This window comes from Rheinheimera sp. MM224, from assembly GCF_947090785.1.
In the GTDB taxonomy this organism is placed as follows: domain Bacteria; phylum Pseudomonadota; class Gammaproteobacteria; order Enterobacterales; family Alteromonadaceae; genus Pararheinheimera.
Window position 1 is genome coordinate 1,166,120 of sequence record NZ_OX352320.1, and the last position, 13,870, is coordinate 1,179,989.

Annotated in this window: 13 protein-coding genes; 8 read left to right on the top strand and 5 right to left on the bottom strand. The window is 47.2% G+C overall.

The annotated features are described in order from the left end of the window. The first annotated feature begins 3 nt into the window (after positions 1-3). The 6 genes from OM978_RS05455 (at position 4) to OM978_RS05480 (ending at position 6,480) form a co-directional block, all read left to right on the top strand. The gene (locus tag OM978_RS05455; RefSeq protein ID WP_264345882.1) at positions 4-1,062 is read left to right on the top strand and encodes a sugar phosphate isomerase/epimerase family protein; all 1,059 of its coding nucleotides are present in this window, start codon (positions 4-6) and stop codon (positions 1,060-1,062) included. Between the two features lie 111 nt (positions 1,063-1,173). Then, on the top strand, positions 1,174-2,406 hold the full coding sequence (locus OM978_RS05460; RefSeq protein WP_264345883.1) for a nucleoside permease: 1,233 nt from the start codon (positions 1,174-1,176) through the stop codon (positions 2,404-2,406). After that, positions 2,403-3,305 (top strand): hydroxypyruvate isomerase family protein, encoded by a 903-nt coding sequence (locus OM978_RS05465; RefSeq protein ID WP_264345884.1) that lies wholly within the window; start codon positions 2,403-2,405, stop codon positions 3,303-3,305. The genes OM978_RS05460 and OM978_RS05465 overlap by 4 nt, the downstream gene beginning before the upstream one ends. Before the next feature lie 110 nt (positions 3,306-3,415). Further along, the gene (locus tag OM978_RS05470; protein ID WP_264345885.1) at positions 3,416-5,107 is read left to right on the top strand and encodes a GMC oxidoreductase; all 1,692 of its coding nucleotides are present in this window, start codon (positions 3,416-3,418) and stop codon (positions 5,105-5,107) included. 1 nt (position 5,108) lies between these two features. Further along, positions 5,109-5,660, top strand: coding sequence for a gluconate 2-dehydrogenase subunit 3 family protein (locus tag OM978_RS05475; protein WP_264345886.1), 552 nt, complete (start codon positions 5,109-5,111; stop codon positions 5,658-5,660). A 64-nt stretch (positions 5,661-5,724) separates the two neighbouring features. Next, positions 5,725-6,480, top strand: a complete 756-nt coding sequence (locus OM978_RS05480; RefSeq protein WP_264345887.1) for a DUF1080 domain-containing protein — start codon at positions 5,725-5,727, stop codon at positions 6,478-6,480. A 60-nt stretch (positions 6,481-6,540) separates the two neighbouring features. Here the strand turns inward: OM978_RS05480 and OM978_RS05485 are convergent, their stop codons facing one another. Together OM978_RS05485 and OM978_RS05490 are read right to left on the bottom strand one after the other, a co-directional pair. Continuing rightward, a complete protein-coding gene (locus OM978_RS05485) occupies positions 6,541-7,425 on the bottom strand; it encodes a sugar phosphate isomerase/epimerase family protein (protein ID WP_264345888.1) in 885 nt (294 codons plus the stop codon). Positions 7,426-7,578: 153 nt separating this feature from the next. Continuing rightward, a complete protein-coding gene (locus tag OM978_RS05490) occupies positions 7,579-8,781 on the bottom strand; it encodes an MFS transporter (RefSeq protein WP_264345889.1) in 1,203 nt (400 codons plus the stop codon). Positions 8,782-8,897: 116 nt separating this feature from the next. On the opposite strand from OM978_RS05490, the gene OM978_RS05495 reads away from it, so the two are divergent. After that, positions 8,898-9,839, top strand: coding sequence for a LysR family transcriptional regulator (locus OM978_RS05495; RefSeq protein WP_264345890.1), 942 nt, complete (start codon positions 8,898-8,900; stop codon positions 9,837-9,839). Between the two features lie 4 nt (positions 9,840-9,843). On the opposite strand, the gene OM978_RS05500 is transcribed toward OM978_RS05495, so the two are convergent. Continuing rightward, on the bottom strand, positions 9,844-10,395 hold the full coding sequence (locus tag OM978_RS05500; RefSeq protein WP_264345891.1) for a nucleotidyltransferase family protein: 552 nt from the start codon (positions 10,393-10,395) through the stop codon (positions 9,844-9,846). Positions 10,396-10,520: 125 nt separating this feature from the next. Then, positions 10,521-12,446 carry an amylosucrase gene (locus OM978_RS05505; RefSeq protein WP_264345892.1) on the bottom strand — a complete coding sequence of 642 codons (1,926 nt, stop codon included), beginning with the start codon at positions 12,444-12,446 and terminating at the stop codon, positions 10,521-10,523. Positions 12,447-12,641: 195 nt separating this feature from the next. Here OM978_RS05505 and OM978_RS05510 point away from each other — a divergent pair, with 195 nt between their 5' ends. Then, a complete protein-coding gene (locus OM978_RS05510) occupies positions 12,642-13,592 on the top strand; it encodes a carbohydrate kinase family protein (protein WP_264345893.1) in 951 nt (316 codons plus the stop codon). A 52-nt stretch (positions 13,593-13,644) separates the two neighbouring features. Here the strand turns inward: OM978_RS05510 and OM978_RS05515 are convergent, their stop codons facing one another. Then, positions 13,645-13,845 (bottom strand): hypothetical protein, encoded by a 201-nt coding sequence (locus OM978_RS05515; protein ID WP_264345894.1) that lies wholly within the window; start codon positions 13,843-13,845, stop codon positions 13,645-13,647. Positions 13,846-13,870: the final 25 nt, after the last annotated feature.

A 13,870-nucleotide genomic window follows, 5' to 3' on the forward strand; every position in this document is an offset into this window, starting at 1 on the left:
CAGATGAATAAAATGAAAGGGCCAGCCATATTTCTGGCTCAGTTTATGGGCGACGAAGCTCCATTTAACCACGTGGTCAGCATGGCCAAATGGGCTGCAGACTTAGGCTACAAAGGCATTCAGGTGCCGACTAATAACCCGGCCTTTTTTGATTTGGAGTCAGCGGCGACCAGTCAGGCCTATTGTGATGAGATTCAGGCCAAATGCCGCGCTGCCGGTGTTGAAATCACTGAGCTGTCGACTCACTTGCAGGGCCAGTTAGTGGCTGTGCATCCGGCTTATGACGAGTTGTTTGATAACTTCGCACCTGAAGCTTTACGTGGCAAACCGGCTGAACGCACACAATGGGCTGTGAAGCAGTTAAAGCTGGCGGCTAAAGCCAGTCAGAATTTAGGCTTAAAAGCTCATGCGACTTTTTCCGGCGCTTTGCTGTGGCATTTAGTGTATCCATGGCCGCAACGTCCTGCGGGTTTGGTGGAGCAGGGTTTTGCAGAATTGGCTAAACGCTGGTTGCCAATTCTTGATGCCTTTGATGAAGCTGGAGTGGATGTTTGTTATGAAATCCACCCGGGCGAGGATTTACATGACGGCGCTACCTTCGAGATGTTTTTAGCAGCCACCAACAACCATCCGCGCGCCAATATTTTGTTCGATCCAAGTCACTTTGTGCTGCAGCAACTGGATTATTTAGATTTTATCGACCGCTACCACAGCAGAATCAAAATGTACCATGTCAAAGATGCTGAGTTCCGTCCTAATGGCCGCAGCGGTGTTTATGGTGGTTATCAGGATTGGGTGAACAGACCAGGACGCTTCCGTTCTTTAGGTGACGGTCAGGTTGATTTTAAAAGTATTTTCAGCAAGTTAACCCAATATGATTTCGACGGTTGGGCAGTGCTGGAATGGGAATGTTGTTTAAAAGATTCAACCCAGGGCGCACGCGAAGGGGCTCCATTTATCGCGTCTCACCTGATTGAAAAGGCTGGCAGAGCCTTTGATGACTTTGCTGGTGCTAAAACAGACGAGGCGCGTAACCGCCGGATCTTGGGGTTAAAACCGTAATCGCATAATAAAAATTAAGAAATCATTATTTACCCAAAATCATTGATGATGCAGTCAGTACCGCAGCAGCTTTAAGGATGAAGGGTAAAATCAACGGGGAAGACGAATAGAATGAACAGCATAAAAATACGCTTATGCAGCATGATGTTTTTACAGTTCTTTATCTGGGGTGGCTGGTTTGTCACTTTAGGTACTTTTTTAAGCCAGAACCTGCAGGCTACTGGCCCACAAACTGGTATGGCTTTTTCAACTCAGTCCTGGGGCGCTATTATTGCGCCATTTATAGTCGGCTTAATCGCCGACCGTTTTTTTAACGCTGAACGTTTATTGGGTGTGCTGCATTTAGCTGGTGCGGTTTTACTATACTTTATGTATCAGGCCGCTGATTTTACTACCTTTTATCCACTGGTTTTAGGTTACATGCTGGCCTATATGCCAACGCTGGCGCTGGTGAACTCTGTGTCTTTTGGCCAGTTAAAACAACCTGAACTGGAGTTTGGTCAAATCCGGGTTTGGGGCACTATCGGCTGGATAGCTGCTGGTTTAGTCATCAGTTATGCCTTTGGTTGGGATGCCCAGCAGGCTATCGCAGATGGTGCGCTGAAAAATACCTTCCTGATGTGTGCCGTGGCTTCCTTAGTGTTGGGTTTATACAGCTTTACCTTACCTGCAACACCACCTGCGGGTCGTGGCCAACAACTGAAGTTAGGTGAGTTGCTGGGACTGGATGCTTTAGCACTGTTAAAAGATCGTAACTTCGCCTTGTTCTTTTTAGCCTCAGTGCTGATTTGTATTCCGCTGGCCTTTTATTACCAGAATGCCAACCCTTTCCTGACAGGTATAGGCGTTGAAAATGCCACAGGCAAAATGACTTTAGGCCAGGTGTCTGAAGTGTTATTTATGCTTGCTTTACCGCTGTTTCTGAATCGTTTTGGTATTCGCTGGACCTTATTATTAGGTATGGCGGCCTGGGTATTACGTTATGTGCTGTTTGCTTACGGTGATGCAGGTCAGGGCTTGTGGTTACTGGTGATTGGTATAGCGCTGCACGGTATTTGTTATGACTTCTTTTTTGTCTCAGGCCAGATTTACACCAACAGCAAAGCGGGCGTAAAAATCCGCAGTGCGGCTCAGGGTTTAATCACGTTAGCCACTTACGGTATAGGTATGCTGATTGGCTTTAGCGTTGCAGGCCAAATCACTCAGGCTTACAGCAGCGCTGAAGCGACAGACTGGACTTCCATCTGGTTATTCCCTGCTGTATTTGCTGCTGTGGTGCTGGTGCTGTTTGCGTTGATTTTCAAAAACGAGACCTTGCAACAAGCAGAGGACAAACAGCCATGAAGCCGCAATTACCCCGCCGTGAATTGTTAAAACAACTGGCTGCTGGTGCTATTGGTGCTTCGGTCTTAGGTTCTGGTTTGTTACTGTCAGGTGCTGCAGCTGCAGCACCTGCGACAAGTGGTGCGCTTAAAGGCAATATCCGTCATTCAGTCAGCCGTTGGACTTATGGTGATTTATCCATTGAAGAGCTTTGCCTGCTGGTGAAGTCTTTAGGTTTTACTGCGATAGATTTAGTAGGACCAGAAGATTGGCCCACCTTGAAAAAACATGGTGTGGACAGCTCCATGTGTAATGGTGCAGAGCTGAATCTGGTTGATGGCTGGTCTGATCCTAAGTTTCATCCGGAGCTGATAAAACGCTACTTAAAACACATAGATTTAGTGGCAGAGGCCGGTTATAAAAACCTGATCTGTTTTAGTGGCAATGCCCGTGGTATGGACAGAGAAATAGCATTGCAAAATGCAGTCACTGGTTTAAAGCAGATTTTACCTCATGCAGAAAAGCGTGGTGTGGTGCTGCAAATGGAGCTGTTTAACAGCAAAGTGGATCACCCTGATTATCTGGCCGATGGTTCAGCCTGGGCTATTGAGCTTTGTAAACGACTGAACTCGCAGAACTTTAAGCTTTTGTACGACATCTACCATATGCAGATTATGGAAGGTGACATTATCCGCACTATCAAAGATAACCATCAGTATTTTGGCCACTATCACACTGCAGGCGTGCCGGGCCGCCATGAAATTGACGACTCGCAGGAGCTGAATTATGTCGCTATAGCGAAAGCTATTCGTGACATAGGTTTTACCGGCTATCTGGCGCAGGAATTTGTACCAACACCCAAAACTAAAGAAGGCAGGGCGCAGTCATTGGCTCAGGCTATTCGTATTTGTGACGTTTAAACCGGGACAAAGCGGCCTGACCGCTTTGCCAAATATAATGAAAACAGGGTATGTAGCCAAAGTCATCCAGATATGACTGGTACAAAACCCGCCCAACAGGGGACAACAAGATGACAGTTGCGCAGAATCATTACGACGCCATAGTGGTCGGTTCCGGCATCAGCGGTGGCTGGGCCGCTAAAGAGCTGACCGAAAAAGGCCTGAAAGTTTTGTTATTAGAACGTGGTCGTGACATCGAACATATCAAAGGCTACACCAATGCCTTTAAAGAAGCCTGGGATTATCCGCATCGCGACAAGGCGACTGAGAAGATGAAGAACATGCATCCGGTGCTGAAGCGGGAATATACGCTGAATGAAAGCACCTACGGCATGTGGGCCCGTGAGGACGAATCGCCTTATGTGGAGATTAAACGTTTTGACTGGTTCCGTGGTTACCATATGGGTGGACGTTCTTTGTTATGGGGCCGCCAGAGTTACCGTTTAAACGAAACTGATTTTGAAGCCAACTTAAAAGAAGGCATAGCGGTCGATTGGCCTATACGTTATGCCGATATAGCGCCCTGGTATGACTATGTCGAACGTTTTGCTGGTATTTCAGGCAACAGGGATGGTCTGGATGTATTGCCTGATGGCCAGTACCTGCCTGCTTTCCCATTGAACGTGGTAGAACAATCTGTATCAGAACGACTGAAAAAAGCCTTTGGTGGCAACCGTCATCTGATCTGTGGCCGCACAGCCAACATTTCTCAGCCAAAACCTGAACAAAACCGCGTTAATTGCCAATACCGCAATAAATGCTGGTTAGGTTGCCCATTTGGCGCTTATTTCAGTACTCAGTCTTCTACTTTGCCTGTGGCGATGAAAACCGGCAATTTAACAGTGCGACCTTTTTCTATTGTCACTCAAGTGCTGTATGACAAAGACAAAAAACGCGCCCGTGGTGTCGAAGTGCTGGATAGTGAAACCAATCAGACTTACGAATTCACCAGTAAAATAGTGTTCCTGAACGCTTCAGCCTTTAACTCGACCTGGGTACTGATGAATTCAGCCACAGATGTCTGGGAAGGCGGTTTAGGCAGCAGCAGCGGTGAGCTGGGCCACAATGTGATGGACCACCACTTAAATGCCGGTGCTTTTGGTGAGATAGAAGGCTTTGACGACAAATACTATTTTGGCCGTCGTCCTACAGGTTTTTATATTCCGCGTTTCCGTAACTGGGGCGGTGATAAACGTGATTATTTACGTGGTTTTGGTTATCAGGGCGCCGCCAGCCGTCAGGGCTGGCAGAAAAACGTGGCTGAAATGGGCATAGGTGCTGATCTGAAAAACGCCTTAGCTGAACCTGGTACCTGGACTATTGGTATGAGTGGTTTTGGTGAGATTTTACCGGATCACAGCAATAAAATTTCATTAGACCGTAGTGTCAAAGACAAATGGGGTTTACCAGTGCTGGCGATGGACGCTGAGCTGAAAGCCAACGAAATCAGAATGCGTAAAGATATGATGCAGGATGGTATTGATATTCTTGAAGCTGGCGGCGCCAAAAACGTTCAGGGTTTTAATGGAGAATGCCATCCGGGCAAAGGTATCCATGAAATGGGCACTGCACGCATGGGCCGCGATCCTAAAACCTCGGTACTGAATGGCTTTAACCAGGTCTGGGATGCACCTAACGTCTTTATCACAGATGGCGCTGCAATGACGTCAGCCTCTTGTGTGAATCCGTCTTTAACCTATATGGCGTTGACTGCCCGTGCTGCGGCTTATGCAGTCGACGCACTGAAAAAGGGAGACCTGTAAAATGGACAGACGTGACCTGTTAAAAATGATTGCAGCCGCTACTGGTGTGGCCATGGTGGGTGGTGATTTATGGGCTGCCGACCTGAAATCAGCAGATGCGGGTAAAGCACTTTTTACTCAGTCTGATATCGCCTTTTTAGACGAAATTGCTGAAACCATTTTGCCAAAAACCAGTACTCCAGGCGCCAAAGATGCTGGCTGTGGCGCTGTAATGGCTGTCATGGTGACAGATTGTTATGAGTTGAAGTTCCAGACGGTATTTTTTGAAGGCTTAAAAACCATCAAAGCTCTGGCCAAAAAACAATTTGGCAAAGACTTTATGCAACTAACTGCACCGCAGAAACATGAATTGCTTTCGAAGCTGGATCAGGATGCAAAGCAGGCCGCTGCCAATCCGTTACCGCATTATTTTACCTTGCTTAAACAGCTGACTCTGATGGTGTTTTTCACTTCTAAAGTGGGAGCAACTGAAGTGCTGCGTTATGTCGCGGTACCGGGTCGTTACGATGGCAATATGCCTTATAAAAAGGGCGATCGTGGCTGGGCGACCTGATCAGGTTTCGCTTCTTCCTGTTTTCAATCAGGCGGTTTAGTCCGCCTTTTTTAAGGTATTTATAATGAATTATGTATGGATTGGCGTTGCTTTATCGTTAAGCACAGCAGCTATAGCTGCGACTGATATCAGCAAATTAACAGAAGCAGAGCGTCATGCGTTAGCTGCTAAAACTGAAGTCTGGACTCCGGTACCTCCTGTGGTCACTACAGCAGAAGGCCAGGCTCCTTCAGATGCGATACAGCTATTGGATAAAAACCTGTCGCAGTGGCAGTCGGTGAATACTGGCGCTGCAGCGCAGTGGACTATGACAGAAGGTGTTTTAACGGTAAAACCCGGTACTGGTGATATCCGCAGCAAAGAGTCGTTTTGCGATGTTCAACTGCATCTGGAATGGCGGGTTGGCAAAGACCGGATGGATAAAGAAGGTCAGCTGCGTAACAACAGCGGCATCTTTTTACAGGAAATGTACGAAATCCAGATTTTAGATTCGTACCAGAACAAAACTTATCCAAATGGCCAGGCTGGTGCTGTGTATAAGCAGACTATTCCGCTGGCGAACGCAACACGTCCTACAGGTGAGTGGCAAGAATACGACATCATCTACAAAGCACCACGTTTTGACGGTGAAAAGCGGTTATCGCCAGGTTATGTCACAGTGCTGCACAATGGCGTGTTGTTGCAAAACCACACTGAAATTGCTGGTACCACTGAATGGATAGGTGCACCGCAAGTGAAAGCGCATGGCTGCTTGCCACTGAAATTGCAGGATCACGGTGACAGCGTTAGTTTCCGCAATATCTGGGTTCGTAAGCTCTAACCTAAAATGGGGTCAGATCACATTGTTAACGGTTAACAATGTGATCTGACCCCATTTTCATTACTTCATGTCTGCGATGATAGCTTGCAAGCCTTTAAGTGAAGCTTCAACACTTTGCATAGGGGTTTTACCAGCAGGGTAAGATTCCTGTTCTACCACCAGCCACTGAGTGCCACCTATAGTTTTATTGGCGGTGATCAAAGCTTTCCAGTCGGTCGTGTCTTTACCAAGGATAGGATCTTCAGTATTACCAGGCTCTGGTGCCGAAGCTTTGTAGTGAGTGGTAATAGTGCGGCCAGGATAAGCTTTGACAAAATCCACAGGATCTTTGCCTGCTACTTCAGTCCAGCCCACATCTTGCTGCAAAATAACTTTGCTGTTGGTGTTTTTGCCAATCACATCCCATGGCGTTTTACCCATTTCGCCCAACATTTCTGGTTTGTGGTTGTGATAACCCACCTGCATACCTAAAGGTGTCAGTTTTTCTTGTACAGCAGCTAAATCAGCAGCTACGGCTTTTGCGCCTTCAACAGTAAAAGCACGCTGATCCATTGGAATAATTAAATAATTGCAATCTATGGCTTTATAAAAAGCGACAGTGGTCTCAAGTTGCTCCGGGCTAAGCTTTTCAAAAGGTACATGAGCACCTGAAGCTTTTAATCCCAGCTTGTTTAAAAATGCTTTTAAACCTGCGGCGTCATTAGCGTATTTGCCAAAAAAGCCTGCAAACTCAACACCATCAAAACCCATAGCTGCGAGCTTGGTGAGAGTGCCTTCAAAGTCTGCCTGCATCGCATCTTTGACTGACCATAACTGCACACTCAATTGAGGTGTAGTGGCTGCAACTGCTGTTGTATCGGCATAGCTGAAGCCAGCAGCAGTGCTTGCTAAAACCAGGCTGAGTACCCCAGCAGTTTTTGTCAGTTTTTTCTTTAAAAAAAGCATAACCCTGTCCTTTTTATTGTCATTGGAAGCGGTTTCAGAGTGCTTGATTTTGGCTTACAGATCAATGCTAAATGCGTTAGTTGGCGGGTTCTTACCGGATTAAATTACAGCAGAAAATAAATGGGCTGCACTGATGCAGCCCAAAGCAGAAAATTAACTGGATTTAGTCTTTAATCTGACCAGTAAACTGGCTACTGCAGCCGCAGTGGCCAGGCTGATGACACCAGTCCAACCGAACTCTGCCAGTGCTTTACTGCCAAGTGCTGAACCTGTCGCCATACCAATAAATACGGAGGTAAATAACAGCGCATTTAATCGGCCACGGGCCGGAGGCTCCAGGCCATACACCAGAGTTTGATTGGCGATAAGTGCGGCTTGTACACCTAAATCAAAACCTATAGCGCTAAGGAGAATTAGAACGATCTGGCCATTGACGGGCAACAACGACAGCAAAAACATAGCCGCGAAGGATAAAGCCACCAAAGCCGCTGCCAGTTGAGTGACACGCTCCGGCCCTTGTTTATCAGCGATAGCGCCAGCCAAAGGTGCGGCCAATGCGCCAGCAGCTCCTGCCAAACCAAAGGCTCCGGCTACTGCGCTGCCAAACTGGAAGTCTGTGTGCAGCATTACCGCCAAAGTCGACCAAAAGGCACTAAAGGCGACAGACAATAAGCCCTGGGACAAAGCTGCACGGCGCAGATCGGTATATTTTGTCCACAGCCCGACCATAGATTTCAACAACGCCGGATAACTCAGTTTAGTGTCGACATCAAAATCAGGTAATAACCACCAGAGCCGAAATCCAATCAGCAAAATACTCAGAGCCGCCAGTTCGTACATAAAACGCCAGCCGTAATACTCGCCAATAGTGCCACTTAATACTCTGGACAATAAGATGCCGGTTAATAATCCGGTCATCACTGTGCCTACAGTTCGTCCTCTATGTTCAGCAGGGGCTAAAGCTGCAGTCGCAGGCACTATATCTTGTGCCATAGTGGCCAGAATACCTATAGCCAGGCTGGCGAGCAGCAGGCCTTCAATAGCTGGCATCAGCGAGCAAATTAACAGGGCTAAACTCAGTAGCAGGCTTTTTAGCAGAATAATGTAACGTCTGTTGAATTTATCCCCTAAAGGCACCAACAGCAGAATACCCAGCGCATACCCTATTTGGGTGAAGGTGGGAACAAAACCAGTGCTGCTGACACTGGCCTGTAAGTCCTGCGCCATCAACCCAAGCAAAGGCTGGTTGTAATAAATAGTCGCGACGCTTAAACCTGTGCCTGTGGCCAGAGTAAAGATAGTCTGACGTGATAGGGGATTTATTTCTGCGCTGTGCAATACGTCTTGTGCTGACATCACTCAACCTCAAAATCCAGATTTGCTGGAGGCTTACCATTCTGAGAGGGTATTTTTCAGCATACTGACAACAAGTGGTAGCCACAGCCAAAGTAAAACTGATATACGTATAGCGTATGAGCACTTTTAAAAATTCTGGCATCGATCGCATAGACTTGATGCAAACCTTTGTGCGTATAGTGGAAAGCGGTAGCTTATCTGCAGCAGCAACTCAGTTGCATACGACACAACCTACCATCAGTCGGCGCTTACAGGCGCTGGAAACTCTGCTTGGCGTAAAACTGCTGCTGCGCACCACTCATGCGATGAAGTTAACGGACGATGGCCAACGTTGTTATCAACATGCCAAAACACTGATGAACTGTTGGAATGAACTGGAAGACGATTTAAAACAAGCTTCAGATGAACCAGTGGGGACTTTGAAAGTGCGTGCGCCTCATGCTTTTGGTCAACAACAGTTGATTGAGCCTTTGGTGCGTTACCTGAATCAATATCCTCAGATGAGTGTCGACTGGCAGTTGAATGACCATTCGCCCAACTTTATTCACGATGGCATAGACTGCGCTATTCACGTCGGAGAAATTACTGATACCTCCATGGTGGCGGTTTTATTAGCTGAGGTGCCACGTTTTGTGGTCGCATCACCAGAGCTTCTGGCCCGCTATCCGCAGATCACTGCGGTTGAGCAGCTTGCAACTTTGCCATGGTTGGCGCTGAGTAGTTTTTACCGCACCCATATCTTGTTAAAAAGCAGTCAGCTGAATGCTAGTCATCAGCTGGAGTTTCAGCCAAAATTTAGCACCGACAGCTTGTTTGCGCTGCGCAACACTATTTTATCCGGTGTGGGAGTTGGGGTTTGCTCGGCCTGGATGGTGCAGGATGATATAGACCAAGGCAAACTGGTGCACTTGCAGCCAGAGTGGTGTGCTGCGCCTTTGCCTGTGTATCTGATGTACCCTTACGCCAGTTATTATCCGGCCCGGCTGCGTAAGTTTTTACAGCTGATCCGTGAAGCTATGCCCGGTATAGCCGGAACCAGAGCACCTTCGGCTGGATAACTGGTCAACTGATAAGTTGCAGCTGTGGCCAAAGCTTTAGCCAGTTTTTCTGCTGTATTCGTTGGGCAAAAAGCTGTGGTCTTGGATTAAACGGGTTTAGTTGTAACTGCAGGCTCCAGTTCTGCTCCAGACCGTAAGGTGCACAAAAGCTAAACGAGTCGTTTTGTTCCAGCCGCACACCAACACAAGTTGGAATTTCAACCCACTGTGCAATACCTTCTGCTGTATTTTGATAAGGCGCATGGCCATGCAATTCATGCATTCTGGCCTGATTTCTTACTTCCCAACCAGCCTCTGGTAGCAGGCGATTTAACTGAAAAGTCAGCTGCAGTTCTATTTCTGTGGACTTGTCGGCAGAGTCAAAATACACCAAATCGATATCGTTCAGCGGTGTCATTTTTGGCTGCCCGTGCAGATGATCCCAGATAGCATTGCGTAAGAAGCCGGCCGCTAAATAGCAATCTTTCAGCCGCAGCTGGCGGGCCGCTCGAAGGCAGTTCATCCGAAAAGTATCGCGTAGTAGCAGTTCTGTGGTGAGGGCTTGGTAGTCCGTCATAAAGGCTCACTGAGATGTTTTTTCAAATCATACAACAACTCAGCAGAAGGGCAGAAAAAATAGCCCCTTTGCAGGGGCTTCAAAAGTCAAACACTTTGGGAAAAGTGTTATCAGGGAATTGGCCATCAGTGTGTCGGAGTTAACCACAGCACCTGATAAGGTAAAAGTTGTAAAGGACCAGCAGCTAGCTTCTGAGCTGTAAGTTCGTCGAACCATAACTGGCCCGCTAATGAGCTGCAAAGCTGAGCATGTTCAGAAAAATTCACCACAGCCACCAGGCGTTTGTCATCCAATTGACGTTGATATAAAAACAGATGTGGATTGTCATCCAGCAGTATTTCGGTGCTGCCTGAACCTAGCAGTGGTAACTGGGCCCTGGTTTGGGTTAAGTGCTGTAACTGCTGATAAATACGGCCAGATAAGGTATCGGCAGAGTTGGCCAGCGCCAATTGTTTATCTGTTACAGCCACTCTGTTGACCCAGCGGCTGTCGTCTTTTTTAGCCGGATCAAGCACATAGCTGTAATCGTTTTTTAAGCCCAGTTCGTCACCCATATAAAGCAGCGGCAAACCGCCAATACTTAGAATCACAGAATTGAGCAGGTAAATACGTTCCAGCGCATGCTTGAGGTGCAGGGTGTTGTTTTCAGCTTCAGCTTTTTCCACCCCAGCCAAAGACGACAACATACCGGCAACCCGGCAATCACCTGTGACAGGGTTTTGTTGAAAAGGCACACCTGCAGCAAAACTGCCTTCAAACTGACCCGTATAAAACTGGTTTAAAAATTGACGGTGATGATCCGGGTTAATGCCCAGTTGCCAGGCAATGTTGTCGTCAAAAGTCCAGCCAATATCGTCATGGCAACGGATGTAATTGACCCAGCTGCAATTTGGGTTTATCGCAAAACGTTTACGCAAGGATTCAGTCAGTAACTTAGTTTTACGGGTGGCTAAACTATTCCACAGCAGCGCCATCAACAGCGGGTTATACGACAGCTGGCATTCTTCCGGCGCTATGTATTTCACTACTTCATCCGGGTGCACTATAGCTTCGGATTTAAACTGCAAAGCCGGAGCAGCGATGCGGGCTACAGCGTTAAAAGCTTTGATTAAAGTGTGAGCTTTGGGCAGGTTTTCGCAGTTGGTACCCGCTTGTTTCCAGACAAAAGCCAAAGCATCTAAACGCAGCACCGAGGCGCCCTGATTGGCCAGAAACAACATTTCTTCAGCCATAGCATTAAATACCGCCGGATTGGCGTAATTTAAGTCCCACTGAAAGCTGTTAAAGGTAGTCCAGACCCATAAAGCTGAAGCCTTATCCTGGGTAAAGCAACCACGGCGAATTTCCGGAAAAATCTCACGTAAGCTTGGAGCAAACTGGTCACGCTCTTGTTCGGTCAGGAAAAAATAGAAGTCACGGTACTCTGCATCACCAGCTTTGGCTTTTTCAGCCCAGCGGTGTTCGTCAGATGTGTGGTTAAAAACAAAATCCAATACCGGCTTAATGCCTTGCTGATGCAACTGCTGCATCAAATCAGCTAATTGCTGCATTGAACCAAGCTGAGGCATAGTGCTGCGATAATCAGATACGGCATAACCACCGTCGCTGTTAGGCTCCGGTGCTTTAAATAGCGGCATCAGATGCAGGTAGTTAATGCCACTTTGCTTTAAATAGGGGATACGTTGCGCAAGGCCCTGAAAGTCTTTGGCAAATAAATCGACATAACAAGCTGCACCCAATGCGGCTGAGTCTTTATGCCAATTTTGTGGCTCTGCATCTTCCTTGCGTAAATAGGCTGGACGCTGTGCGGCACTTTTGGCCAGCAGTTTTAACAGCTGCTCCAAATGGTAATAGCAGTCGTAGTGATCTGCATATAGACTCAGATAAAGCTCAAGTAAAGCTGGCAGTTGTTGCTCCAGCCTGTTTTTCAGCTCTGGCCAGCAGTCTTTTGCCGTTGCTTTTAGAGATAGGCTTAATCGTTTAAGTGTCTTTTGACTTTCAAAGTGCAACAGCTCTGGGTTCTCCAGTAACTGCGCTGTGGTTTTTTGCATATGAACTGTTCCGCGGACTACAGTGTAATGTGCTTAATAGAACTTCATTTTCCGCATTTTGGCAAGACTTTTAGCGGCAAAATGTTTAAATTCAGTGTTGAATATTTACACTGCTGCTTTAAATGGATAAAGTTAAACTGAAACGTTTTAGATTGTGATGCCATTTTAGAGTGTCACTTAAAAGGAAGAAAGCAAATGAAGCCGACTGTGGTGTGTTGTTTTGGTGAAGTACTGATCGATTTTTTGCAGGACAAAGCCCAGCCTGGCTTGTTTCATCGTTTTGCTGGTGGTGCTCCTGCCAATGTGGCTGTAGCTGTTGCCAGATTGGGCGGACACAGCAAATTTATTGGTATGTTGGGTAAAGACATGTTCGGTGATTTTTTGCTGCAGGAACTGCAAAGTTATGGCGTGGATTGCAGCGCAGTGCGTCAGACTCTGGACGCTAAAACCGCCCTTGCTTTTGTCGCTTTAAATGAGCAGGGCGATCGCAGTTTTTCTTTTTACCGACCGCCTGCCGCAGATTTACTTTATAAAGTCGAGCATTGCCCTGCAGAGCTTTGGCAACAAAACGGCATTTTGCATTTATGTTCCAACAGCCTGACCGAACCTGATATTGCTCAAACCAGTTTTGCTTTAGTGAGATTGGCGCAGCAGCATGGCTGGTTGGTGTCGGTTGACGCTAATTTGCGTCATAACTTGTGGAGTGAAGGCAAAGCCAGCAGAGACTTGGTGATCCAGTTGCTGGAAATGGCCGACTTAGTGAAATTAAGTGAAGACGAGCTGGAGTATCTTGCGGATGGTCAAAGCACAGAGAGCTGGTTGCAGCATATCCTGGCTTTTCGCCCGGCTTGGCTGGTGGTTACCGCAGGTGCGCATGAAGTACAAAGTTACAGCAAAATAGATTCGTTTTCTGTGCCAGTTTCCTCAGTTCCAGTGTTGGATACGACGGCAGCAGGCGATGCTTTTGTTGGCGCCTGGCTAAATCAGGTTGCTATGAAACTGACTCAGGGGCTGAACTTCGCTGATTTGCTCAACCACAAAGAGCTGCGGCTGCAGATGATTGAAAAAGCTATTAAGGCTGGCTCGTTAACCTGTCAGAAATATGGTGCTTTTGCTGCTTTACCTACAGCACAAGAGTGGGACTAGTCATGTTTTCTTAGAAAAGGAAAAGGGCTAACTTGCGTTAGCCCTTTTTTATTTATACCGAGATGTCAATATTCTGACCCAGGTTGCCGACAGAAACCGGACTTGGCGACTGCAATGCCGGAGACGAAGTTACAGCGCTTTCCAGCAACTGCATCGTTTGTCTCCCTTCCTGTTTTTGCTGGGATTTTGCCAGACTGGCACCCAGTAGTTCATAGCTCTGGCTAACTGCAGCTGAGCCTACGGATTGTGTCATAGTCACTCCCATGCCATATTTCCAT